Origin of the sequence: Rugosimonospora acidiphila (assembly GCF_039543385.1) — a bacterium.
Classification (GTDB): Bacteria; Actinomycetota; Actinomycetes; order Mycobacteriales; family Micromonosporaceae; genus Rugosimonospora; species Rugosimonospora acidiphila.
Genome location: NZ_BAABJQ010000004.1, coordinates 97,073 through 121,130 on the forward strand (window position 1 = coordinate 97,073; position 24,058 = coordinate 121,130).

Sequence of the window (24,058 nt, forward strand, 5' to 3'; positions counted from 1 at the left end):
GCCACCGGGCGGATGGCAACCCGGCCAGCCGGTGCCCCCGGGTTGGGTTCCGGGCCAGCCCCCGGGACCCTGGCCGCCCCCGAATCCCCCGACCTCGACTCACCCGGCGCCGACTTCCCCGACCTCGACTCATCCGGCGCCTCCCGTGCAGGCGGGGCCGCCGCCCAGCTACGCGCCCCCGGCCTACGTGCCGCCGCCCGCCAACGTGCCGCCGCCCGCCAACGTGCCGCGACCCACCCACGCTCCGGCGCCGGCCTACGCGCCACAGCCCGCCTATGCGCCACAGTCCGCTCCCGCGCCGCCGTCCGCCTATCCACCGCCGTCCGCCTACGCACCGGCGCCCGCCTACGCACCGCCGCCCGCCTACGCACCGCCGGCCGCCGGCGCGGGACCGCTGGGCGACCCGCCCTCCGCCGATCCGGCCGGCCCGGCCGACGGATCGGCACAGCAGCAGACGCCGATCCGCAGCCACCGGATGCGCGAACCCGGCCGAGTGCTGCGCCGGCGGGTTCTGGCCGCCGCCACGGTCATCGCCACCCTCGCCCTCGGTGCTCTGATCACCGACCACATCCCCGACACCGACGAGCAGGATCAGCCGTTCATCCGCACGGGCAGCATCGGTCAACTCGTCAACGCGCGCACCTTCGACGCGAGCGTGCTCTCGGTACGCGGCGCCGCCGTCCTCAACGATCCCGATCCCGATCTGGCTCTCGGCGCCAGCGCCACCCGCGATACCAGCGGGGTGTGGGTACTGGTCCGGGTCCGGCTGGTCGCGGTGGGCAAGCCGGCATCGGTGGGCTACGCCGCGGTACTCGACGGGAACGGCCACGAGTACCGGGCCAGCACCAGGTTCGACCAGCCCCTCGCGGACGGCGGGTACATGCTGGAACCGGGGATACCGGTCGCCGGGGAACTCGCCTTCGAGGTGCCGGTCGCCGCCGCCACCCAGCTGTCGATCCGGCTCGCCGCACCGCCGGCCACCGACGATTTCCGGCTGGACGCGATGGCCGAGATACCGCTGCCGGTGAGCGCTGGCACCGTGCGGCAGTGGAAGGCACAGACCAAGCCGGCGACGGTCGCGGCCCCTACGGTGGTCAAATGAAGACCAACTGGTGGCGGCGCAACCGGTGGGGGACGCTGCTGCTGGTACCCGCGCTCGTCGCGGCCTTCTACTCCCCCGTCAAGGACCTCTACTCCTCGTACTGGCAGGGGATGCCGCACCGGGCCGTCACCGGCTCGCCCGGCGGCTGGGTCGGCTTCGCCGGCTCGCGGATGCGGCTGGAGCAGCTGGCCGTCGCCCACGGACTCCAGGACTTTCTCGGCGAACCGATCGTCATCCCGGCCGGTACGCAGGCATGGCAGGCGACAATCGACTTCGACACCCCCAAGGTCAGCCTGATCGAGGACTGCCGCGTGTACCTGGAGGCGGCCGACGGCCAGACCTTCAGCGCGGGTGCCCCGGAGCTGAAGGGCCTGGACTCCCCGGTCGACTACTGCACCCCGCCCGACCTGGACACCAAGTCCGGCACGTTCCAGACGGTGGCCGTCTTCCTGCTGCCGCGGGACGCCCGTCCGGTCGCGCTGCAGGTCACCCTGACGACGAGGATGCCCGCGTACGCCCGGCTCACGCCGCCCTAGCTCGCGTTCGGCCCGACAATCGGATGCTCGACCGTCGGCGGGTCCACGGCGGGGGCCGGGTCAGCGGGGGCCGGGTCAGCGGGGGCCGGGTCAGCGGGGGCCGGGTCAGCGGGGGCGGGGTCGGCGGGCGGCGCCACCGCCGCTGGCGGCGAGGGTAGGACCTGAGCCTGGGCGGGCGGCACCGACGGAACGGCCATCGGCTGCGGATACGCCGACTGCGGGTAGGCCGGCTGCGGATACGCCGACTGCGGATAGGCCTGCTGCGGGTAGGCCTGCTGCGGGTAGGCCTGCTGCGGCGGTGCGGTCCGCGGCAACGGCGGCTGCGGAGCTGGGTTCTGCCACTGCACGTTCAACGGGGGTGCCGGCTGCGCGACCGGACGCTGCGGCATCGCCTGGAGCGGCACGGCCTGCGAGGGAACGGACTGCGAGGGAACGGACTGCAAGGGAACGGACTGTGGGGGCATCGTCTGCGCGGGCACGGGCATCGGTGACACGGGATGTGGTGGCGCGGGATGCGGCGGCATCGGCGCCACGGGTTGCGGCCATGAGCGTTGCGCGGGCGCGGACGGCGGCCACCCGGGCGGCGGCCCTCCGGGAGCCTGGGACGGCCCTCCGGGAGCCTGGGACGGCCCTCCGGAAGCCTGGGGCGGCGCCGGGGACCCCGGCAGCGGAGGCCAGGACCGCGGGGGCGCGGCCGGCACGAGCGACGGCACGGGCATGGCCGAGGAGGGCATCGGCGCCACGGGCATCGGCGCCACGGGCATAGCCGCAGAGGGCATAGCCGAAGTGGGCATCGGCGCGGAGGGCATCGGTGCGGCTGCGTCCGCGCGAGCGGTCGACGCGGCCGGCGCCGACACCTCGACCTGTTGAACCCGCAGCACCCGGTCGACCGCGGAGCCGAGCAGCGCTACGAGCAGCACCAGGCTCACGCCATCGTTGAACGTGCTCAACGTCTTGGATAGCGGCATCCAGAGCTGCGTCAGGTTGTGCGGACCGATGAGCCACCGCTCGATTTCCCACAGCCAGGTCGCGGCCGGCTGGATGATGACGAAGGCCAGGCAGAACAGCAGCATCGGGCGCAGGCCGGTCCGGGTCAGCAGCTGAAGCCCGCGGATGAGGGGGCCGAACCGCTCCCGCAGGCTCGCGCCCGCCTCCGCGCCGACCCTGCGCACCACGCCCGGCATCCTCGACCACCGACGATCGAGCAGCTCTTGTAGCTCGATCGCGAGCGGCTCCGCCGGAGCGATCTTGTACCCGTACACCACGGCACCCACCGCGAGCCACGCCACCGGTACCACGATCACCGTGTCCACCGAGTCGAACAACGTACCCACGATGGACAGGACGGCGTGCCCCAGCCCGGCGAGCGGGCCCAGATGGTCCACGGCGGCATCGAGCCCGCTCACCAGTCCGTGCACGACCCGCCGATCCTCTACCCACTTGTGGCTGGTGCCGTTCAGTTGCGAGAGCAGCCCGGCGACCAGCGAGATCCAGATGACCTCGACGTACGCGCCGACGATGCCCAGCCAGCCGTACCGCTTCGCGAGCTTCCACTTGCCGAGCACGAACCGCGCGACCACCGAGACCACGACCACCGACACCACGGACGTGGTGAGCGAGAACGGCAGCCGCGAGGCCACGTCTATCGCACCGCCGTTGAAGATGTCCGCGTTGTTGAACACCGCGTCGTACAGCACCGAGTAGACGTAGTTGGAGAGGTCCTGCTTGAGGTACCCGTAGGAGGCGTAGACCGCCAGGAACGGAATGAGCACGCTGCCCAGATGGTCCAGCAGCGCGCCGCGCGCAGCGGCAGGCGTTCCGGCGGCATCGGACCCCCGGCGCTCGGCCAGGAACAGCCACGGCAGTGAGCCTCGCACCACCCGCATCATCAGCACGAGGGAGGTCAGCGTGGTCATCGGCACCAGCACGAACACCAGGAAGCCCAGGGCGGCGTTGACCTTGCTGGCCTCCACCGCGGCGCTCGTCAGCAGGGCGCGGGCGCCCAGCCCGGCGAAGCTCAGGGTGAACAGCGCCGGCCAGTGCCGGAACAGAACCCCCGCCGCGGTCTCGATGACCGCGGTCGCTTCGCCCAACGCGGTACGACGGAGCCACCATTGGCGACGGTGCGCCGCAGTTGGCGACGAGAGTCCCACGGCCACGTCGGACAGGCTACCGGCCGGAATCAACAGCCGAGACCCCGGTGCGAACGGCAGGGCCCGGCCGGACAGCTCAGACGGCGGACACCTCGTGCACCAGCTTGACCACCCTGGTGAGCACCTCCGGATCGGTGTCGGGCGGCACGCCGTGACCGAGGTTGAACACGTGCCCGTGCGCCGACCGGCCCTCGGACACGATCCGGCGCACCTCGGCCTCGATCACCGGCCAGGGAGCGAAGAGGATCGCCGGGTCCAGGTTCCCCTGTACGGCGCGGTCCGGCCCGACCAGCGCGGCGGCGGTGTCCAGCGGGGTGCGCCAGTCCACCCCCATCACATCGGCGCCGGCCTCCGCCATGGCGGGCAGTAGGTGAGCCGTACCCACCCCGAAGTGGATCCGGGGCACCCCGGCATCGGCGAGCCCGGACAGTACGGCCGCCGAGTGCGGCATCACGAACCGGCGGTAGTCCGCCTCCGAAAGGGCGCCCGCCCACGAGTCGAACAGCTGGACCGCCGACACGCCGGCCGACACCTGTACCCGCAGGAAGGCCAGCGTGATCTCGGCGAGCCGGGAGCACAGCGCGTGCCACACATCCGGCGCGCCGTGCATGAGCGCCTTGGTCCGTTCGTAGGTGCGTGACGGCCCGCCCTCGATCAGGTAGCTGGCCAGCGTGAAGGGCGCGCCCGCGAACCCGATCAGCGGGGTACCCGCCAGCGCGGGGATGAGCAGCCGGACCGCCTCGGCGACGAATTCGACGGCATCGGGCTCCAGCGAGGGCAGCGCGGCGACGCCGGCCGCGTCGCGGATCGGGTTGGCGATCACCGGTCCGACTCCCGGCTTGATGTCCAGATCGACGCCGGCCGCCGCGAGTGGCACCACGATGTCGCTGAACAGGACGGCCGCGTCCACGCTGTGCCGCCGTACCGGCTGGAGGGTGATCTCGCAGACCAGGTCGGGTCGGCGGCAGGCCTCCAGCATGGGAGTGCCGGAGCGGATGCTCCGGTACTCGGGGAGCGAACGACCCGCCTGACGCATGAACCAGACCGGCACATGCGGAACGGATTCGCCATGACAGGCGCGGACAAAAACGGACTGTTCAACGGTCGTGTCGCTCATCGCGGCCCATCATCGCACGGGTTACTCAAGGGGTGATCGGCGCGCCGTGGGGGCTCCCACGGCGGTAATCGCAATAGGCTGCCAACATGGCGCCCTCGTCCGTACTTCCAGAGACGTTCGCGCGCGCCGTCAGTACGCTGCGGTCGGTCGCCGCGCGGCCAGAGATCGTGATTGAGGATCTCGCCGCCCCCACCCGGCTGGCACCGTACGCGCACGCCTTCGCCGGCACGGTCAGCCGAGCCGGCGACGAGGTGGCGACCGGCCGGCTCGTGCTACTCCACGATCCGGCCGGCCAGGACGCATGGGACGGCACGCTGCGATTGGTCACCTACCTCACGGCCGAGCTCGAGCCCGAGCTGGCCGGTGATCCGCTGCTGCCCGCGGTGGGCTGGAGCTGGCTGACCGACGCGCTGACCACGCACGGCGCCGGCTACACGGCCATCGGTGGCACCGTCACCCAGACCACCTCGACCCGGTTCGGCGACCTGGCCGGGCCGCCGACAAGCGCCGACCTGGAGATCCGGGCGTCCTGGACCCCGCTGGACCGCGACCTCGGCGGCCATTGCTCGGCGTGGTTCACGCTGCTCGCCTCGACGGCCGGCCTGCCGCCCCCGGGGGTCACCGCGCTGGCCTGGCCGGCCGCCCACGGAACCTGAGGCGCTGGCCCACCGTCAGTTGTTCAGGTAGCTCTCCGCCTGGTCGCAGATCGGGTCGGCCTGATCCAGCAGCTTGTTCGCCGTGGTCGTGTCGCCCCGCAACTCCGCGTTCACCGCCTGCCCGGACAGGTCCAGGCAGTTCGCGATCACCCGCATCTCCTGGTGCAGTTCGTTCACCTCGCTCGCCGAACCATCGGCCAGCTGCGTCTCCAGCTTGAGCTGAGCCTCCAGGTTGTTCAGCTGATCGGTCGCGACGCCGAGCTGGCTCTGCTGAGCCGCGATCGTGGCGTTGCGGGCCCGCAGCTGCTTGCCGTCCGTGCTGGTCTTGCTGACCAGCAGCCCCAGCATCACGACCGCGGCGACGAGGAACAGGGCGGTCAACCCGGCGAAGATCGGTACCGCGGCATTCCGCCGGGCCGGCGGCTGGCCGTACCCGGGCGGTGGGAAGCCCGGCGGCATGCCTCCCGCCGGGTACCCGGCGCCGGAGGTGGGCGGGGCGCTCGCCACCGGTACGGCCGAGACCGGCGGGTACCCGGCCGGGGGCGTGGCGTCGGCGGGGCCGGGTACCGGGGCGGCTCCGGTCCCGTAGCCGTAGGTCGGCGCATCGGGTGGGCTGGGTGGCGCGGAGACCGGCTGGCCGAACGCCCGGGGCTGGCCGAACCCCGGCTGCGGGCCGAACCCCGGCGGCTGCGCGGGGGGCTGGCCGGATGCCGGCTGCGCGGGCGGCAGCAGGGCGGGGGCGGGCGGTTCGCCGGCCGGGGTCACGGCGGCGGGCACGGCAGTGCCGGCGGGCACGGTGGGATCGGCGGGCACGGTGGGATCGGTCGGGTTGGCCCGCTCGGTCGATCCGGCGACCGGCGCCGGCCTACCCCACAGGAGGTCCTCCAACGACGAATCGGCCGCGGCGGCCGGGTCGGAGTCAGTCGGCTCGGGGCTGGTGGGCGCCGGGTTGGCCGGCTCGGTGCGGTCCGAGGGTCTGTGGGCTGGGGTACCGCCGGCGGGTTGGTCGCCGTCCGGTGCGGTTCCGAGGTGCGACATGCTTCCTCCAGGTCGACCGCCGCCGGCGCTCCGGCGGCGGGCAGTAGGTGCCGCGATCAGCAGTTGGCGGTTGACGGGCGACCGCGGCGATCGAACTGGCCGGGCCGGCGTCCTCGGCGTCGTCGGGCGAGGCGGGCGTGGCGGGCTTACCGGGCGTGGCTGCTTAGCGGGCGTGGCTGCTTAGCGGGCGTGGCTGCTTAGCGGGCGTGGCTGCTTAGCGGGCGTGGCTGCTTAGCGGGCTTTGCGGGCCTAGCGGGCGTGGCGGCTTAGCGGAAGCGCTCGACGGGATTCGGCGCGGATGAAACGGAGGCGGTCGATCAGACGCATTGATCACCGGCACACGTCCTCCCATGGACGTACGGCTGACGGTATCGACGCCACGCCACCCCGGCCCCGTACCGGGCAGTCGGCGACGTACCGCCCCACTTGGGATCTTGCGACCCGGCGATTGGGTCTCAGCTCTGCGGCGATACGGCGCGCCGGACGAGGCTGTGAACAGACGGCGCCACCGGCACCGTAAGTTGTATAGGTGACCGACGAAACACCTGGGCGCTCCCGGGACATGAAGAGTCGGGACCGGAACAGCGGAAACCAACCCGTATCCAACGAAAGCGCTCCGGACCGGCCACCGTTGACAGCGACGGACGAGTTCGAACCGGACGCCCTCGACGGTGGTGAACAGCCCGTCCCGCTCACCGAGCCGCGCGACGGTACGCCCGATCCCGTGACCACCCAGGCCGAGCTGGCCGAGGTCGTGGCGCGTTTCGCGGCGGGCTCCGGTCCCGTCGCCGTGGACGCCGAACGCGCCTCCGGCTACCGGTACACCCATCGGGCCTACCTGGTGCAGCTGCGCCGGGCCGGCGCCGGTACCGCGCTGATCGACCCGGTTCCGTTTGGCGACCTGTCCGTGCTGGGCAAGGCCATCCAGGACGAGGAGTGGATCCTCCACGCCGCCAGTCAGGACCTGCCCTGCCTCGCCGAGATCGGGCTGCGCCCCGAGCGGCTGTTCGACACGGAACTGGCCGCCCGGCTGGCCGGATTCGAACGGGTCGGTCTGGCCGCCCTGACCGAGCAGCTGCTCGGTTACACGCTGGAGAAGCACCACTCGGCGGCCGACTGGTCCAACCGGCCGCTGCCGCGCTCCTGGCTGACCTATGCCGCGCTGGACGTCGAACTGCTCGTCGACCTGCGCGACCTGCTGGCCGCGGAGCTCGCCCGGCAGGGCAAGGCGGACTGGGCCGGCGAGGAGTTCGCCGCGCTGGTGGCGCACGGTGCCACCCCGAACCGGTCCCGCCCAGATCCGTGGCGGCGCACCTCGGGCATCCACAAGGTGCGCGGGCCGCGCGCCCTGGCCCGGGTGCGGGCACTGTGGTACGCGCGGGACGCCATCGCCAAGCGCCGAGACAGCGCGCCCGGCCGGGTACTGCCCGACGCCGCGATCATCGCCGCCGCCGACGCCGACCCGAAGGACGAACGGGCGCTGCTGGCCCTGCCCGGATACGGTGGCCGGTCCATCCGCCGGTCGTCCCGGGTCTGGCTGGACGCCCTCGATGAGGCGCGCCAGCTGCCCAGCGACGAGCTGCCGGTGACCCCGCCCAGCGAGGGCCCGCCGCCACCGCATCGGTGGGCCGAGCGCGATCCGGCCGCCGCCGCCCGGCTGGCCCGCTGCCGGGAGGCGGTCAGCAAGCTGGCCACCGCACACACGCTGCCGCCGGAGAACCTGCTCACTCCGGACACCATCCGCCGGCTGGCCTGGGATCCGCCCGAGCCGGCCGACGAGGCCGCGGTGCGGGCGGTACTGGCCGGGCATGGGGCTCGCCAGTGGCAGATCGACCTGACCGCCGCCGCGCTCACCCACGCCCTACCAGTACCGCCCAGCCCACTGCCGCCCGCCGAGGCCGAGGCGGGGTGATCGTGCCTACCGGGCCGGCCCTTCCGGTCCGGTAGGGCGCGCCCGGTCGGGGTCGCACGGTCGGGGTCTCCCGGCGGCAGGGATGAGTGACCTGGGGCACAGCGGGGCGGTTCCCGACCCATAGTTACTGACGAGTAGCATCGTTGGTTGACACCGTCTCTTCCTGGAGGCTCCCGTGCCCGGCTCCACTGACTCCCGGTCGCCCGGCGACGCTACGGCGGGCCGTCTGACCGCGCCCCCCGATTCCCCGGCGCCACTGACGGCCGATGCCGGCCGCCCGCGGCAGCACTCGCGCCCGACCACCGTTCGTGAGGTCGTCTTCGTCGACGGCGTACGCGTGCCGTTCGGCAAGGCCGGCGGCATGTACGCCAACACCCGCGCCGACGATCTCGTCATCCGCTGCATCCGCGAACTGCTGCGGCGCAACCCCGGCCTGCCCCCCGAGCGGGTCGACGAGGTGGCCATCGCCGCCACCACCCAGATCGGCGACCAGGGACTGACCATCGGCCGCACCGCCGCACTCCTGGCCGGCTTGCCCAAGTCCGTACCGGGCTTCGCCATCGACCGCATGTGTGCCGGCGCCATGACGGCGGTCACCACTGTCTCCTCCGGGATAGCGATCGGCGCCTACGACGTGGCCATCGCCGGCGGCGTCGAGCACATGGGGCGGCACCCGATGGGCGAGGGCGTCGACCCGAACCCGCGGATCCTCGCCGAGAAGCTCGTGGACCCGTCCGCGCTGGTGATGGGCTCGACGGCGGAGAACCTGCACGACCGCCTGCCGGCCGTCACCAAGGAGCGGGCCGACCGGTTCGCGCTGGCCAGCCAGCAGAAGACCGCCAAGGCGTACGCCAACGGCAAGCTGCAGCCCGACCTGGTCCCGATGGCCACCCGCGACCCGGAGGCCGGCTGGTCGCTGGCCACCGTGGACGAGGCCCCGCGCGACACGAGCCTGGAGAAGCTGGGCAGCCTCAAGACGCCGTTCCGCCCGCACGGCCGGGTGACGGCGGGCAACGCGGCCGGAATCAACGACGGCGCGACCGCCTGCCTGCTGGCCGCCGAGGACGTGGCGACCGAACTGGGCCTGCCGGTGTCCATGCGGCTGATCAGCTACGGATTCGTCGGCGTCGAGCCGGAGGTCATGGGGTACGGGCCGATCCCGTCCACCGAGAAGGCCCTGCGCCTGGCCGGACTGTCCATTGAGGACATCGGCCTGTTCGAGCTCAACGAGGCGTTCGCCGTGCAGGTACTGGCGTTCCTCGACCACTTCGGCATCGCCGACGACGACGAGCGGGTCAACCCGTGGGGCGGCGCGATCGCGATCGGGCACCCGCTGGCCTCCTCCGGGGTCCGGCTGATGACCCAACTGGCCCGCGAGTTCGGCGAGCACCCCGAGGTGCGGTACGGGCTCACCGCCATGTGCATCGGCATCGGCATGGGCGGCACCGTGATCTGGGAGAACCCACACTGGGAGGGGCAGAAGCAGTGAGCGAGCGCCAGCGAGCGAACCAGAGTTGCAGCGCATTCGTGCCTCATGTCGGACCGCAGCGAAGCGAGGATCCGGCATGAGCACCCCGGAGTTCGCGTCCGAGATCGTCACCAAGGCGCTGCTGCGCCAGGTCAACGTGCCCGGCCTGGCCAAGCCGGCAGCACTGATCACTCTCGACAACGGGCACGACCACAAGAAGCCCAACACGTTCGGGCCGGCCGGCCTGGCCAGCCTGGACGCCGCGCTCGACCAGGCGCTGGCCGCCGAGCCGGCGTTCATCGCGGTCACCGGCAAGCCGTACATCTTCGCGGTCGGCGCCGACATCACCGGCATGCCGCTGATCCGCGACCGCGAGCAGGCGCTGGAGATCGGCCGGCTCGGCCACCGCGTCTTCAAGCGGCTGAAGGACTCCACCGTCCCGACGTTCGCGTTCGTCAACGGCGCGGTCATGGGCGGCGGCCTGGAGTTGGCCCTGCACTGTCACTACCGCACCCTCTCCGGCGGGGCGGCCGCGGTCGCGTTCCCCGAGGTGTCGCTGGGCATCATCCCGGGCTGGGGCGGCAGCCAGCTGCTGCCCAACCTGATCGGCGTCATCGGCGCGGCCCAGATGATCGTGCAGAACCCGTTGCAGATGAACAGGATGCTGCGCCCGGCCGAGGCCCGCGAGCTTGGCATCTTCGACGAGCTGTTCGAGCCGGCCGACTTCCTGGAGCGGTCGCTCGGGTGGGCCGCCGCGGTGGTGAACGGCCAGACCGAGGTCCAGCGGCCCGAGGTGGACCGCAGCGAGATGTGGGATGCCGTGCTGGGCTTCGCCCGCCAGCAGCTCGACGAGCGGCTGCACGGCGGGCCACTGGCGCCGTACCGGGCGCTGGACCTGCTCGCGCTGGCCAAGACGGCGAGCTTCGAGGACGGTACGGCGGCCGAGGACGAGGCGCTCGCCGACCTGCTGATGACCGACCAGCAGCGAGCCAGCCTGTACGCCTTCGATCTCGTACAGCGCCGCGCCAAGCGGCCGGCCGGGGCGCCCAGCCCGGGGCTGGCCCGCGAGGTCACCAAGGTGGGCATCGTGGGAGCCGGCCTGATGGCCGGCCAGATCGCGCTGCTGTTCGCCCGCCGGCTGGAGGTACCGGTCGTGCTGACCGACCTCGACCAGGCCCGGGTGGACAAGGGCGTGGCCTACGTGCACCAGGAGATCGACAAGCTGGTCGGCAAGGGCCGGCTCGACCCGGGCAAGGCGGCCAAGCTGCGCGGCCTGGTCACCGGCGACGTGGACAAGGCCGGGTTCGCCGACGCGGAACTGGTCATCGAGGCGGTGTTCGAGGACCTCGAGGTCAAGAAGCAGGTCTGGGCCGAAGTCGAGAAGATCGTCGGGCCGGAGTGCGTGCTGGCGACCAACACGTCCTCGCTGTCCGTGACCGGGATGGCCGAGCACCTGGAGCACCCCGAGCGGGTGGTCGGGTTCCACTTCTTCAACCCCGTCGCGGTGATGCCGCTGCTGGAGATCGTGCGCGGGGCCAGGACCGACGACGCCTCGCTGGCCACCGCGTTCGCGGTCGGCAAGCAGCTGCGCAAGTCCTGCGTACTGGTCAAGGACGCGCCGTCCTTCGTGGTCAACCGGCTGCTCACCCGGTTCCTCGGGGAGATCCTCTCGGCGATCGACGAGGGTACCCCGCTGGACGTGGCCAACGAGGCGCTGGACCCGCTCGGGCTGCCGATGCGGCCGCTCGCCCTGCTGACCATGGTCGGCCCGGCGGTGGCGGCCCACGTCGGGCAGACCCTGCACGAGGCGTTCCCCGACCGGTTCGGGGTCAGCGAGAACCTGGGTCGCGTGGTGGCGGCCGGCAAGCCGCTGACCGACCGGGACGGCGCCATCAACGCGGAGGTCGCCGCACTGTTCCAACTCGGCGACACCGCACTGACCGCCGAGCAGGTGCGCGACCGGGCGCTGCGGGCGCTGGCCCAGGAGGCCCGGCTGATGCTAGACGAGGGCGTGGTCGCCGAGGCTCAGGACATCGACCTGTGCATGATCCTCGGGGCCGGCTGGCCGTTCCACCTCGGCGGCGTCACGCCGTACCTGGACCGGGCCGGCTACGCGCAGCCGCGCTTCCTGGCGCCCGGGGTGGCCAGCCTCCCGGCCTGACCACGCACAGCTGTGTCGCGGGCGCTCCTACCGTCGCGGTCGGGGCGCCCGTCGCCGTCTACCCCAGCGGCGGCTCGGTGGCCGGGTCCTCCAGCCCGACCTGCTGCTGCGACGCCTCCGGGGCGGCGACCCGCTGCGGGGCGGGAGGGGTCGTCGCGGCGCGCTCGGCCGCCGAGCGCACCACGCAGAACTCGTTGCCCTCGGGGTCGGCCAGCACTACCCAACCCTGGCCATCCGGCAGCCTCCGGTCGTCGACCATCCTGGCGCCGAGCACGATGAGCCGGTCCGTTTCCTGGTCGCGTCCGGTATCCGGCTGGAGGTCCAGGTGCAGCCGGTTCTTCGCGGACTTGCCCTCCGGTACCCGAAGGAACAGCAGCGCCGGCCCGGCCCCGTCCGGAGCGACGAGCGCGGCCCCGTCGTCGCCCGGTACGTCGTCCGGATGCCGCGGGTACCCGGTGGCCTCCTGCCAGAACGCGGACAGCGCCCACGGGTCCGCGCAGTCGAAGGTGACGTTGCGCACGGAAGCGGTCATGGCGTCACGCTCGCACACCCGGGCGGACAGGCGCGACCCGCTTACCGACTCGCGAGGTCTCCGTCCAGGCCGCTGATGATCTCATCCACAACCTGCCGGGGGGTGCCGCCGATGGCGATCGTGAGGACGTTCTCGTCGGCGGTCGGCTCCTCCAGATCGGCGAACTGGCTGTCCAGCAGCTCGGCGCGGAAGAAGTGCCCCTGCCGGGCGGTCAGCCGCGACTGGATCAGTTCGCGGCTGCCCTCCAGATAGACGAACTTGACGTGCGGGCGGCGCAGCAGGTCGCGGTACGCGTGCTTGAGCGCCGAGCAGGTCACCACGGCGGGCTGCTCGGCGGTGATCTGGATGTCGATCCAGGCGCCGATGGCGTGCAGCCACGGCCAGCGGTCCTCGTCGGTGAGCGGGTGCCCCTGCGCCATCTTCTCGACGTTGGCCGCCGAGTGGAAGTCGTCGGCCTCGGCGTACTGCCAGCCCAGCTCGCCGGCCAGCATGGCGCCGATGGTGGACTTTCCGCTGCCGGAGACGCCCATCACGACGATGATCGAGTGTTTCGCCACCCGATCAACATAGCCTGACCGGCCTCAGCGCGCCGGAACGCTCGCGGACGCCGCCACCACCGGAGTGGTCGCCGCCGCCGGGAGCGTCACGGTCACCTCCAGACCGCCGCCGGGCAGCACGACCGCGGTGACGGTGCCGCCGTGCGCGTCGCAGACCGCCCGGACGATCGACAGTCCGAGCCCGGAGCCGCGTACCCCCGTCCGCTCCCGGCCGCCCCGCCGGAACGGCTCGAACAGCCCGGGCAGGTCGGCCTGCTCCACCTCGAAGCCGGTGTTGCCGACCACCAGCGTCGCGTGCTCGTCGTCGGAGTAGGTGCGCACCCACAGCCGCCCCTGCAGGGTGTTGTAGCGCACCGCGTTCTCGATCAGGTTGCCGGCCAGCCGGTCGAGCAGGCTCGGGTCGCCGACCACCGGCGCCGGGTGCAGGTCGACGTCGACCGACAGGACGAGCCGGCGGGTCTCCGCCTGTACCGCGGACAGCGCCGAGGAGACCCCGGCGGACAGGTCGGCCGGTACCTTGCGGACCAGCCTGCGGCCCGCCTGGGCCTCCGTACGGGCGAGCACGAGCAGCGCCTCCACCAGCGCGTTGGCCCGCTCCGACGCGTCGCGCACCACGGTGCCCATCCGGCGGTACTCGGCCAGGTCGGCGTCCGGATCCGACATGGTGACGTCGATCTCGGTACGCATCACCGCCAGCGGCGTACGCAGCTCGTGCGAGGCATTGGCGACGAACCGTTTCTGCGTCTCGAACGAGCCGGCCAGCCGCTCCAGCATCGCGTCGAAGGTCGCGGCCAGCTCGGCCACCTCGTCGTCCGCACCGTCGTAGCGGATGCGCTGGTCCAGCGTCTCGCCGGACAGCCGCCGGGCGGTGGAGGTGACCCGGTGCAGTGGCCGCAGCGCCCGGCCGGCCACCACGTACGCCCCGGCCACCCCGACCAGGCTGATCGCCAGCACCGCGACCAGGCCCTTGACCAACAGTTCCCGCTCGGCGGAGCCGATCAGGTCATGCTGCCAAGTCCGGGCGTCCAGCTGCCGCCCGTCGGCCAGTACCACCTGGTTGCCGGCGGCCAGCATGTGCGAGGGGCGCAGTGCCTGGTGCACCACGAGCCAGGCGAGCAGCACGAGCAGGGCCGCCGCGCCGACCAGCAGGATCCCGTTGAGCAGGGTCAGCCGCAGCCGCAGCGTCGGACGCAGCCGGCCGCGCTCCCGCCGCCCGTCGTAGACGGTCATGCCGGTTCCGGTTCGGTGACCGTGACGCGGTAGCCCGCCCCCACCACGGTCTCGATCACTGGCGGGTCGCCCAGCTTCTTGCGCAGCGTCCCCACCGTCACCCGCACGGTCGTGGTGAACGGGTCGGCGTTCGCGTCCCAGACCCGTTCCAGCAGTTCCTCGCTGGAGACCACGGCACCGCGCGCCTTGATCAATTCTTCCAGGATGCCGAACTCCTTGCGGGTCAGGTCCAGCGTCCGGCCCGCCCGGCTGACCGAGCGCCTGGCCTGATCCAGCATCAGGTCGCCCACCGCCAGGACCGGAGGCGCCGCCGGGGTGGCCCGGCGGCCGAGCGCCCGTACCCGCGCGATCAGTTCGTCGAAGGCGAACGGCTTGGACAGGTAGTCGTCCGCGCCCAGCCCCAGCCCCTCGACCCGGTCCGCCACGCTGCCGCTGGCGGTGAGCATCAACACCCTGGTCAGCGCCCCCGACTTGACCAGGTCGGCGCAGATCTCGTCGCCGTGGATCCCGGGCAGGTCCCGGTCGAGGACCACCACGTCGTAACGGGTCACGAAGGCCATCTCGTGCCCGTCGCGACCGTCATAGGCGACGTCCACCGCCATGCCCACGCGCCGCAGCCCCCGCGCTATCGCGTCTGCGAGGTTCCGCTCGTCCTCGACCACCAGTACCCGCACGCCTACCTCCGGCCGGCTCATCCACCCTGAACAGCGTAGAACCCCCGGTCGCGCCGGCCCGGCCTCATGATGATCATGGAGGTATCGCCGGTGACGCATCACCGGCCAAAGCCCTCGAATCAGGCGAAGTAGCGCCAGACGCGCAGGCGCTCGCCGAGCGTCTCGCAGACCAGGTAGTCCCCGAAGGCGCGGCACTGGCCCTTGAGCACGTCGGAGGCGAAGCCGATGGTGCTCATCGCCAGCGGCTTCGCGCCCACCACCCCGAACCACACCCGCCCGTCCGGCAGGTCCGGCCACCGGGCGAAGATCGGCAACCGGGTGCCGCCCATGATCGACTGCCAGCCGTCCAGGTCCAGCAGGCTCCGGCCGGTACCGGCCACGACCAGCCCGGCCGTCGAGTTGCCCAACGGCTGCACCAGCACGTCGCCGGCGAGCGCCGACGGCAACTGCGACGCCAGGCCGCCGCCGGGCACCTCGACCGCCACGTGTTGGGGCGACTGCCACCGCTGCCGACCGGTGACCGGATCCAGCACGGTCAGCCCGTGGTCGTCGGACAGGCAGAGCAGCCGCGCGCACGGGTACGTGCCGTAGGTGACCCCGGTGCCGGTAACCGTCCACAGTGGATGCAGCGTGGCCGAGTCGTACGCGATGACCCGGGTGGAGCCGTTGCCGTCGGAGCCCACCAGGAGCCGATCGCCGATCGTCGACAGGACCGGGGCGAGGCCCAGCGTCTCGGCGTCGACCTGGTCGCCCGGATCGGGATCCGACCGCGCCTCGGTCGAGCCGAAATCGCCCTGGTCGGAGTCGCTCGGGTCGGCATCGGCCGAGTCGGGATCGGCCGAGTCGGGATCGGCCGAGTCGGGATCGGCTGAGGGCACCCGGACCGTACCCAGCGTCCGGCCGCTGAACAGGTCGACCACGCGCAGGTCGCCATCCGGACACAGCACCGCCATCCGGGTGCCCGAGCCCGGCTCCCCCGTCACCGCGTGCTGGCAGCCGGCCGACAGCTCGTAGCTCCATGCCGCCGCGCCGCTGTGCAGGTCCACCGCCTCGACGACGGTGGCCAGCTGCTCGGAGAGCATCACGCCCTGCCGCGCGACCGGGCCGGTGTCCACCGCGTACGCGTGCGCCAGCAGCACCCGGCCGCCCGGCGCCAGCATGTCCATCGAGTACCGGTTGTGCCACAGCAGCCGGCCGGTCGCCTCGTCCAGGGCGACCGTGTGGTCCCCGTCCAGCCCGGGCGCGTACATGGTGGCCACCAGCACACCCTCGCTGGTCTGCAGGCTCACCAGCGTGGAGAGCGCCGAGACGGCGGTGCTCCAGCGCCGGTGCCCGGTCCGCAGGTCGTAGCCGGTCACCCGGTTGCCGCCGGGGCCCACCTGGGCGACGAAGATCTGGTCGCCGTCCACGATGTACTGGGCGCCGGCCGCGAACGGCAGGGTGCTGAGGACCCGCAGTCTCGACGAGGCCGGACCGAGCTCCCCCGTGAGCGTCAGGCTCAGCGCCAGGATCAGCAGCGCGGCGGCGAGCCTGGACCCGCGCCGGATCGCGTGCCGCCGCGACAGGTGGGAGCCCTCGGCGCCGGGCTCCAGGACGCCAAGCTCGATCATGCCGCGTACCGCCACACCGAGACGTCGCTCTCCATGCTCGCGCAGAACAGCAGGTCACGGTCTGGCTGGCAGCCCTGCAACCCGATCCCGGTCACCCGGGCCATCGGGTGCAGCACGGCACCCCCGGGGTCCAGCCTGGCGAACCAGGTGTACCGGTAGTCCGACGAGTCCGGCTCGGCCATCAGCCGGGCCGTGCCGAACGCCGCCAGCGGTGACCAGCCGCCCAGGCCGAGCAGCAGCCGCCCGGTGCGCGCGTCCAGCACCCCGCTGCGCTCGCCCGCGGCGATCCGGTACCCGAGCAGCTCATCGCCCTCGATGAGGCTGGCGCCCTGCCAGTCGCTCACGCTCCACCGGATCGAACCGCTGCCCGGATCCAGCCCGACGAGCCGGTCCAGTTCGGCCACGCACAGCACCGGTCCGCAGTCGCCGGGGAAGCCGAAGTACGGGCCCGATCGCTGCCACCGGCGAGTCAGGCCGGGCAGCGTGTAGTCGGTCAGCGCGGTGACGGAGCCGGCGCGGCGCTGCACGATCACCGAGGTACCCACGACGCTCACGCTGGTCTGCCCGGTCGGGTCGTTCGCGCCGTCCGGGCCGGACATGCCGGCCAGCCGCGTCCTGCCGAGCACGGCGCCGGTGGCACGGGCCAGTACCGTGGCGACCCCGTCCGGCCCGACCACCAGGATGTCCGGCGCGTCGCTGCGCCGCCAGTCCGCGAGCTGCACCTGGGAGCCCGCCTCGATCGGCCGCGACCAGCTCACATGGCCGGTACGCATCTGCACGAACCGAAGCTGCCTGGGGCCGGCCGGGGCGCCGAGCAGCAGCAGGGCGTACTGCCCGCGCTGCGCCTGCGCGTCGGGCGGCCAGGACCACAGCGGGTACCCGGCGGTGCTCCACAGCCGCCGCCCGGTGTTCACGTCCAGCACGGTGAGCCGCGCCGAATCGGGTACCGGCTCGAACGTGCTGACCGCGACCACCCCGGCCGCGCCGATGTACCGCAGGTTCTCCGGCGTGTCCGAGACCGGCGTACGCCAGAGCCGCCGCCCGGTCGCTATCGAGTACCGGCTCACGTCCTGACCGCCGAGCGTCTGCTCGCCGACGAACACCGACCGCGGCCCGGGCTCGACGGTGACCTGCCCCTGCACCGAGATCGTGGCCACCCGGACGAACGCCGAACGGGGCGGCGCCGCGGAGACCGACAGCAGCAGCACGAGCACCCCGGCCAATCCCGCCAGGAAAAATCGGGGTCGTGCCCTGCGGTGCCCGGGTGCGTCCTCATCCACCGACCAGTCATCACCGAGATCGATGAGTACCGTCGTTCCCACCCGCCACCCCGATCCGCGCCGTGCTCACGGCTCGTCGTCGCGGTGGCCACCGCCAACAGGAATCGGTGGTGGCCACCGGATCGACGATGTGAACAGCTCTCGCGTATCCGGTACCCCGAAGCGGGTGGCTAACCGCCCCCGAACGGCTGAATCGGTGGGCGGCCTTCGGGGTTAATGGCGGGCACGCACCCGGTTCGGTGGCGCCGCGAGCGGGGTCTCCGCCGCCTCCAGGCCGGAGATCGTCTCCACCACGAAGCGGGCGACGTCCTGCACGGTGAGGCCGAGGTCCGCCAGGATCTCGGCGCGGGTGCCGTGCGGGTGCCATCCGGCCGGGACGCCCAGGTTGTGCAGCGGCACCGACAGCTTGGCGTCGCGCATCGCCTGGCCCAGCGCGTCGCCGATCCCGCCGTCGCGCACGCCGTCCTCGACGCTGACCACCAGCCGGTGCTCGCCGGCCAGGGCGACCAGTTCCTCGGGGATCGGCCGGACCCAGCGCGGATCGACCACGGTCACCCCGTAGCCCTGCTCCGCTACCCGGCCGGCGGCCTCGACGGCCAGGTGCCCGAAGGCGCCGACGGCCACCAGCAGCACGTCGCGGCGCTCACCGCGGGACAGGATGTCGACCGGGCCGCGCCGGTCGATCGCGGGCAGGTCCTCCGGTACCGCACCGGTCGGGAACCGCACCAACGTCGGACCGTCCGCGACCGCCGCCGCCTCGCGCAGTTCCGCGCGCAGCGTGGCGCCGTCCCGCGGGGCCGCCATGCGCAGCCCGGGGACCACGCCGAAGGCCGCCATGTCCCAGATGCCGTAGTGGCTGGGGCCGTCCGGGCCGGTGATGCCCGCCCGGTCCAGCACGAAGGTCACCGGCAGCTCGTGCATGGCCACGTCCAGCAGCACCTGGTCGAACGCCCGGTTCAGGAAGGTCGCGTAGAGCGCCACCACCGGATGCATGCCGCCCATGGCCAGGCCGGCCGCCGAGGTCACCGCGTGCTGCTCGGCGATGCCGACATCGAAGGCGCGCTCCGGATAGGCGCGCATCAGCTTGGCCACGCCCGTCGGCTCGGCCATGGCCGCCGTGATCCCAACGATGTCCGGCCGCCGTTGCGCCAGCGCCACCAGTTCGTCGGCGAACACGCTGGTCCACTTCAGCGTGGGCGGGGCCAGCAGCTTGCCGGTCTGCACGTCGAAGGCGCCCGGGCCGTGCAGGCAGTCGGCCTCGTCGTCCTCGGCCGGCCGGTACCCGTACCCCTTGCGGGTCACCGCGTGCACGATCACCGGGCCCCGGAAACCCTTGGCCCGGCGCAGCGCGGACTCCACGGCGACGATGTCGTGCCCGTCGACCGGACCCACGTACTTGATGCCCAGGTCCTCGAACATGGCCTGGGGCGCCACCGCGTCCTTGATGCCCTTCTTGACCGCGTGCAGCGTCTCGTACAGCGGCGCGCCGACCAGCGGGGTCCGGCCGAGCGCGTCCTTGACCAGGTCGAGAACCTTCTCGTACCCGGGGTTGAGGCGCAGCGCGGCGAGATGGTCGGCCAGGCCCCCGATCGTCGGCGCGTACGAGCGGCCGTTGTCGTTGACCACGATCACCAGTGGGTTGCGGGCGGCGGCGATGTTGTTCAGCGCCTCCCAGCACATGCCGCCGGTCAGCGCGCCGTCGCCGACCACGGCGACCACGTGCCGGCCCTCGCCACGCAGCGCGAACGCCTTGGCGAGCCCGTCGGCGTAGGACAGCGCGGTCGACGCGTGTGAGTTCTCGATCTGGTCATGGTCGGACTCGGCGCGGCTCGGGTACCCGGACAGGCCGCCGCGGCGGCGCAGCAGGCCGAAGCCCTCCTGCCGACCTGTCACCATCTTGTGCACATATGCCTGATGTCCGGTGTCGAACAAAATGCGGTCTGTGGGCGAATCAAAGACCCGGTGCAGCGCCAGGGTCAGCTCAACAACCCCCAGGTTGGGACCCAGGTGGCCGCCTGTGCGCGACACCTTCGCGACCAGAAAGTCGCGAATCTCGCCGGAGAGGACCGCCAGCTCGGCCGGCGTGAGGTCCTTCAGGTCGCCCGGTCCGGCGATGCGGGCAAGCATCGGGAACTCGGCATCGGTACCAGCAAAGGCGCTCATGACCAATCACTCTAACTGGAGATCGCAGCGCCGCTCCCCGACCCGGCCACCGAGATTCACGCGCCCCCGCCTCCCGACCCCTCGCCGGGCGCTGGCGGCGCCGCGCACGGGGCCACCTCGGCCCCGTCCGTGGCGCACCCGCTCATCGAGCGTGAACACTTCCATGGCGGCGGTCACCCCGCCGCCGCCGGGCCGCGCAACGGCAGGTCACGACGTGCCGCGTCCGCCGCGACGGATCTGGCCGACCGCACCCGCGCACGGCACTGGACCGGCCTCGATGAGGCTGGACCGGCGCCGACGAGGCTGGGCCGGCCGCGGCGGGTCGGGCCCGCGCCGCCGGTCGGCGGTAGCCGCGGTGCCGGCGCTCAGGCCGGCGGTAGCCGCGGTGCCGGCGCTCAGGCCGGTGTCAGCAGGCCGACGCACTCCACGTGGTGGGTCATCGGGAAGGCATCGAAGGCGCGCAGCGCGACCAGCCGGAAGCCGTGCTCACGGAAGGTCGCCACGTCCCTGGCGAACGCCGCCGGATCGCAGGCCACGTAGGCCACCGCGCGCGGCGCCGCGCCCGCCACCATCCGCACCACGGCCGCTCCGGCGCCGGTACGCGGCGGGTCCAGCACCACCACGTCCGGGGAGTCCGAGGGCCGGAATCGCTCCACCGTCGACCGTACAATGTGGACGTTGGACAGGTCGGTCAGCGACGTCCGTGCCGCCGAGGCCGCCGCCCGGTCGGACTCCACCAGGGTCACCGCGGCGACCCGTGGCGCGAGCGCGGCGGCGAACAGCCCCGCGCCGCCGTAGAGGTCCCAGGTCCGCTCGCCCGCGGCGGGCTCCAGCAGCTCCAGTACCGCCGCCGCCAGCGTGTCCGGCGCGGCCGGATGCACCTGCCAGAACGCCTCGACCGGCAGCTGCCATTCGCGCCCCACCGCCCGCTCGCGCACCTGCGCCGGGCCGGACACCACGCCCGACGCGTCGCCGAGCACCGTCACGTCGCCGCCGCTCGCGGCGACCACCTCGACGCCGTTGTCGACGGGCCACGGCACACCGGTCACCGCCGCGTCCCGCACGCCCGGGTGGGCGATCCGGCACTGGTCGACCGGAACCACCTCATGGGAACGGTGAGCCAGCAGCCCGGCCCGGCCGGTCGCGTCCACCGCGTACCGCACCCGGGAACGCCAGCCCAGCGCTCCGCCGGGCAGCTCGCGTACCCGGATCCCCAGCGCGTCCACCTCGTCCACCGGCAGCCGGCCCAGCCGCAGCAGCTGCTCGCGTACGACCGCCGCCTTGAGCCCGCGCTGGGCCTCAGGCACCGCGTGCTGGAAGTCGCACCCGCCGCACCGCCCGGCGTACGGGCACGGCGGCGTCACCCGGTCCGGCGAGGCGCGGAGCACCGCCACCGCGTCGGCGCGCAAGTAGCCGGCCAGCACCTCGGTGACCGACACGGTCACCCGCTCCTGCGGCAGCGCGTGCCGCACGAAGACCACCCGACCGTCCGGCGCGCGGGCCACGCAGTGCCCGCCGTGCGCCACCGCGCCCACCTCGACGTCGAACCGGTCGCCGACCAGCGGACCGTCGTCGCCCCACGGAGCGCCGCTCGACGCGGCACCGGCGGGCGACGAGGCACCGCGATGCGACGGGGCACCGCCGGGCACCTCGCCGGGCGGGCGCGAGGGGTCCTCGCCCGCGCCACGACCCGGCTCCGGCGGCGTTCCGCCGGAGCCCGGCACCGCGATGTCAGGGATCGTCATTCCGCCGTGGCCGCCACTTCGTTGGGGGCCGCCGGGGACGGCTGCGCCGGCACCGGCGGCGTGCCGATGTCCGCCCGCGGACCGCGGACCGGCGCCGTGCGCGTCCCGTCCAGCCGGCTGAGGTCCTTGCTCTGGCTGGACTCCAGCTGCCAGGGCACGCTGACGACCATCACGCCCGGCTCGAACAGCAGCCGCGCCTTGAGCCGCAGCGCGCTCTGGTTGTGCAGCAGGTGCTCCCACCACTTACCCACCACGTACTCCGGGATGAACACCGTCACCACGTCGCGCGGCGACTCCCGGCGCAGCGACTTCACGTAGTCGATGATCGGCCGGGTGATCTCGCGGTACGGCGAGTCGACCACGGTCAGCGACACCGGAAGGCCGCGCGCCTCCCAGTCCGCCTCGATCGCCCGGGTGTCCGCGTCGTCGACGTTGACGGTCACCGCGGTCAGCGTGTCCGGCCGGGTGCCCTGCGCGTACGCCAGGGCCCGCAGGGTGGGCAGGTGCACCTTGCTGACCAGCACGACCGCCTGGTTTCGGGCGGGCAGCATCTGGCGCTCATCGGTCGGCGTGAGCTCCTTGGCGACGTGGTCGTAGTGCTTGCGGATGGCCAACATGGTAAAGAAAATCACGGCCATCAGGGCGATGGAGATCCAGGCGCCGGCCAGGAACTTGGTGACCACCACCAGCACCAGCACGAAGCCGGTCATGGCCAGGCCGATGCCGTTGATCGTCCGGGAGCGCAGCATGCGGCGGCGGGCCGCTGGGTCCCGTTCCACGCGCAGCTGCCGGTTCCAGTGCCGCAGCATGCCGGTCTGGGACAGCGTGAACGACACGAACACGCCGACGATGTAGAGCTGGATCAGTCGGGTGGACTGGGCGTCGAACGCCACGATCAGGATGATCGCGAAGGTCGCCAGGAAGAGGATGCCGTTGCTGAAGGCCAGCCGGTCGCCGCGGGTGTGCAGCTGGCGGGGCAGGTAGCGGTCCTGGGCCAGGATCGCGCCGAGCACCGGGAAGCCGTTGAAGGCGGTGTTCGCGGCGAGCGCCAGGATGAGCGTGGTGGTCGCGATGACCAGGATGAACGCGGGGGTGAAGCTGCCGAAGACCGCGTGGGCCAGCTGGGCCGGCACGGTCTTCTGCTGGTACCCGGCGGGCAGCGCCTGGGTGGCGGTGTCCACGATCTTCAGGCCGGTCAGCCGGGCGAGCACCACGATGCCCATGAGCATGGTGATGGCGAGGGTGCCCAGCAACAGCAGCGTGGTCGCCGCGTTCTTGCTCTTGGGCTTCTCGAACGCCGGTACACCGTTCGAGATCGCCTCGACGCCGGTCAGCGCCGTACAGCCGGAGGCGAAGGTACGCACCAGCAGGAAGGTGAGGGCCAGCCCGGCGATCGAGTGGGTCTGGTGCACGACGATGCCGGCGCTCTCGGCCCGCAGGTGGTCGCCGAGCGCGAAGATCCGGAACAGGCCGACCCCGACCATCAGCAGGATCGAGCCCATAAAGGCATAGGTCGGTACGGCGAAGGCGGTACCGGCCTCCCGGATGCCGCGGAGGTTCATCGCGGTGAGCACGATGATCACGCCTACCGCGAACTCAACCTGGTGGTGCGCGGCGAAGGGCCACGCGGAGCCCAGGTTCTCCACTCCGGACGAGACGGACACGGCCACCGTCAGCACATAGTCGACCATGAGCGCGCTGGCCACCACGAGACCGAACTTCGGCCCCAGATTGACCGTGGCGACCTCATAATCACCGCCCCCGGACGGGTAGGCGTGCACGTTCTGCCGGTAGCTGGCCACCACCGTCAACATCACCGCCACGACGCCCAGCGCGATCCATGGGGAGTAGGCGTAGAAGGAGGCCCCGCCGACGGAGAGGGTCAGCAAGATCTCGTCCGGGGCGTAGGCCACGGAAGACAGCGCATCGGAGGCGAATACGGGCAGCGCGATGCGCTTGGGAAGCAGCGTGTGCTGCATCCGGTCGGAACGGAAGGGCCGTCCGATCAATGCGCGCTTCAGCAGGGAGGCGGGGGTGGCCACGAGGAACAAGCGTACGGCCGATGTGCACATCGTGTCGGGTGGGTGATCGGCAAGAGTGTGCTCCGACCGTGTACCGTGCCGC

18 protein-coding genes are annotated in these 24,058 nt (G+C 72.6%); 6 read left to right on the forward strand and 12 right to left on the reverse strand.

Annotation, left to right across the window (positions count from 1 at the left end; all coding sequences use genetic code 11):
* Positions 1-145 precede the first annotated feature (145 nt).
* Together ABEA87_RS08110 and ABEA87_RS08115 are read left to right on the forward strand one after the other, a co-directional pair.
* On the forward strand, positions 146-1,102 hold the full coding sequence (locus ABEA87_RS08110; RefSeq protein ID WP_345627542.1) for a hypothetical protein: 957 nt from the start codon (positions 146-148) through the stop codon (positions 1,100-1,102).
* Positions 1,099-1,638 (forward strand): hypothetical protein, encoded by a 540-nt coding sequence (locus ABEA87_RS08115; RefSeq protein ID WP_345627544.1) that lies wholly within the window; start codon positions 1,099-1,101, stop codon positions 1,636-1,638. Before ABEA87_RS08110 ends, ABEA87_RS08115 begins: the two co-directional genes overlap by 4 nt.
* Here ABEA87_RS08115 and ABEA87_RS08120 read toward each other — a convergent pair.
* Together ABEA87_RS08120 and hemE are read right to left on the reverse strand one after the other, a co-directional pair.
* Positions 1,635-3,731: a hypothetical protein gene (locus ABEA87_RS08120; protein ID WP_345627546.1), complete on the reverse strand. Its 2,097-nt coding sequence runs from the start codon at positions 3,729-3,731 to the stop codon at positions 1,635-1,637. The two genes, ABEA87_RS08115 and ABEA87_RS08120, sit on opposite strands and share 4 nt — an antisense overlap.
* Before the next feature lie 136 nt (positions 3,732-3,867).
* Positions 3,868-4,908, reverse strand: coding sequence for a uroporphyrinogen decarboxylase (gene hemE, locus ABEA87_RS08125; RefSeq protein WP_345627547.1), 1,041 nt, complete (start codon positions 4,906-4,908; stop codon positions 3,868-3,870).
* A gap of 86 nt (positions 4,909-4,994) precedes the next feature.
* Between hemE and ABEA87_RS08130 the strand changes: the two genes are divergently transcribed.
* Positions 4,995-5,564 carry a DUF3000 domain-containing protein gene (locus tag ABEA87_RS08130; RefSeq protein ID WP_345627549.1) on the forward strand — a complete coding sequence of 190 codons (570 nt, stop codon included), beginning with the start codon at positions 4,995-4,997 and terminating at the stop codon, positions 5,562-5,564.
* Positions 5,565-5,579: 15 nt separating this feature from the next.
* Here the strand turns inward: ABEA87_RS08130 and ABEA87_RS08135 are convergent, their stop codons facing one another.
* Positions 5,580-6,602: a hypothetical protein gene (locus ABEA87_RS08135; protein WP_345627551.1), complete on the reverse strand. Its 1,023-nt coding sequence runs from the start codon at positions 6,600-6,602 to the stop codon at positions 5,580-5,582.
* A 529-nt stretch (positions 6,603-7,131) separates the two neighbouring features.
* On the opposite strand from ABEA87_RS08135, the gene ABEA87_RS08140 reads away from it, so the two are divergent.
* The 3 genes from ABEA87_RS08140 to ABEA87_RS08150 all read left to right on the forward strand — a co-directional run bounded on the left by ABEA87_RS08140 (position 7,132) and on the right by ABEA87_RS08150 (position 12,143).
* Positions 7,132-8,514, forward strand: a complete 1,383-nt coding sequence (locus tag ABEA87_RS08140) for an HRDC domain-containing protein (protein WP_345627553.1) — start codon at positions 7,132-7,134, stop codon at positions 8,512-8,514.
* 256 nt (positions 8,515-8,770) lie between these two features.
* Positions 8,771-10,003, forward strand: coding sequence for a thiolase family protein (locus ABEA87_RS08145; RefSeq protein WP_345628163.1), 1,233 nt, complete (start codon positions 8,771-8,773; stop codon positions 10,001-10,003).
* A 76-nt stretch (positions 10,004-10,079) separates the two neighbouring features.
* Complete coding sequence (locus ABEA87_RS08150; protein WP_345627555.1) at positions 10,080-12,143, forward strand: 3-hydroxyacyl-CoA dehydrogenase NAD-binding domain-containing protein; 2,064 nt, start codon at positions 10,080-10,082, stop codon at positions 12,141-12,143.
* A gap of 58 nt (positions 12,144-12,201) precedes the next feature.
* Here ABEA87_RS08150 and ABEA87_RS08155 read toward each other — a convergent pair whose 3' ends face one another.
* The 9 genes from ABEA87_RS08155 to ABEA87_RS08195 form a co-directional block, all read right to left on the reverse strand.
* Positions 12,202-12,675: a VOC family protein gene (locus ABEA87_RS08155; RefSeq protein ID WP_345627556.1), complete on the reverse strand. Its 474-nt coding sequence runs from the start codon at positions 12,673-12,675 to the stop codon at positions 12,202-12,204.
* Between the two features lie 41 nt (positions 12,676-12,716).
* On the reverse strand, positions 12,717-13,232 hold the full coding sequence (locus ABEA87_RS08160) for a gluconokinase (protein WP_345627558.1): 516 nt from the start codon (positions 13,230-13,232) through the stop codon (positions 12,717-12,719).
* Between the two features lie 24 nt (positions 13,233-13,256).
* Entirely contained in the window at positions 13,257-14,462 is a 1,206-nt protein-coding gene (locus ABEA87_RS08165; RefSeq protein ID WP_345627559.1) for a sensor histidine kinase, read from the reverse strand.
* Entirely contained in the window at positions 14,459-15,136 is a 678-nt protein-coding gene (locus tag ABEA87_RS08170; protein ID WP_345628165.1) for a response regulator transcription factor, read from the reverse strand. Before ABEA87_RS08170 ends, ABEA87_RS08165 begins: the two co-directional genes overlap by 4 nt.
* Positions 15,137-15,255: 119 nt before the next feature.
* Positions 15,256-16,746: an outer membrane protein assembly factor BamB family protein gene (locus ABEA87_RS08175; RefSeq protein ID WP_345627561.1), complete on the reverse strand. Its 1,491-nt coding sequence runs from the start codon at positions 16,744-16,746 to the stop codon at positions 15,256-15,258.
* Positions 16,743-18,068 carry an outer membrane protein assembly factor BamB family protein gene (locus ABEA87_RS08180; RefSeq protein ID WP_345627562.1) on the reverse strand — a complete coding sequence of 442 codons (1,326 nt, stop codon included), beginning with the start codon at positions 18,066-18,068 and terminating at the stop codon, positions 16,743-16,745. Before ABEA87_RS08180 ends, ABEA87_RS08175 begins: the two co-directional genes overlap by 4 nt.
* A gap of 171 nt (positions 18,069-18,239) precedes the next feature.
* Positions 18,240-20,189 (reverse strand): 1-deoxy-D-xylulose-5-phosphate synthase, encoded by a 1,950-nt coding sequence (gene dxs, locus ABEA87_RS08185; RefSeq protein ID WP_345627564.1) that lies wholly within the window; start codon positions 20,187-20,189, stop codon positions 18,240-18,242.
* Positions 20,190-20,584: 395 nt separating this feature from the next.
* On the reverse strand, positions 20,585-21,934 hold the full coding sequence (locus ABEA87_RS08190; RefSeq protein ID WP_345627566.1) for a class I SAM-dependent RNA methyltransferase: 1,350 nt from the start codon (positions 21,932-21,934) through the stop codon (positions 20,585-20,587).
* The gene (locus ABEA87_RS08195; RefSeq protein ID WP_345627568.1) at positions 21,931-24,006 is read right to left on the reverse strand and encodes an APC family permease; all 2,076 of its coding nucleotides are present in this window, start codon (positions 24,004-24,006) and stop codon (positions 21,931-21,933) included. Before ABEA87_RS08195 ends, ABEA87_RS08190 begins: the two co-directional genes overlap by 4 nt.
* Positions 24,007-24,058 lie beyond the last annotated feature (52 nt).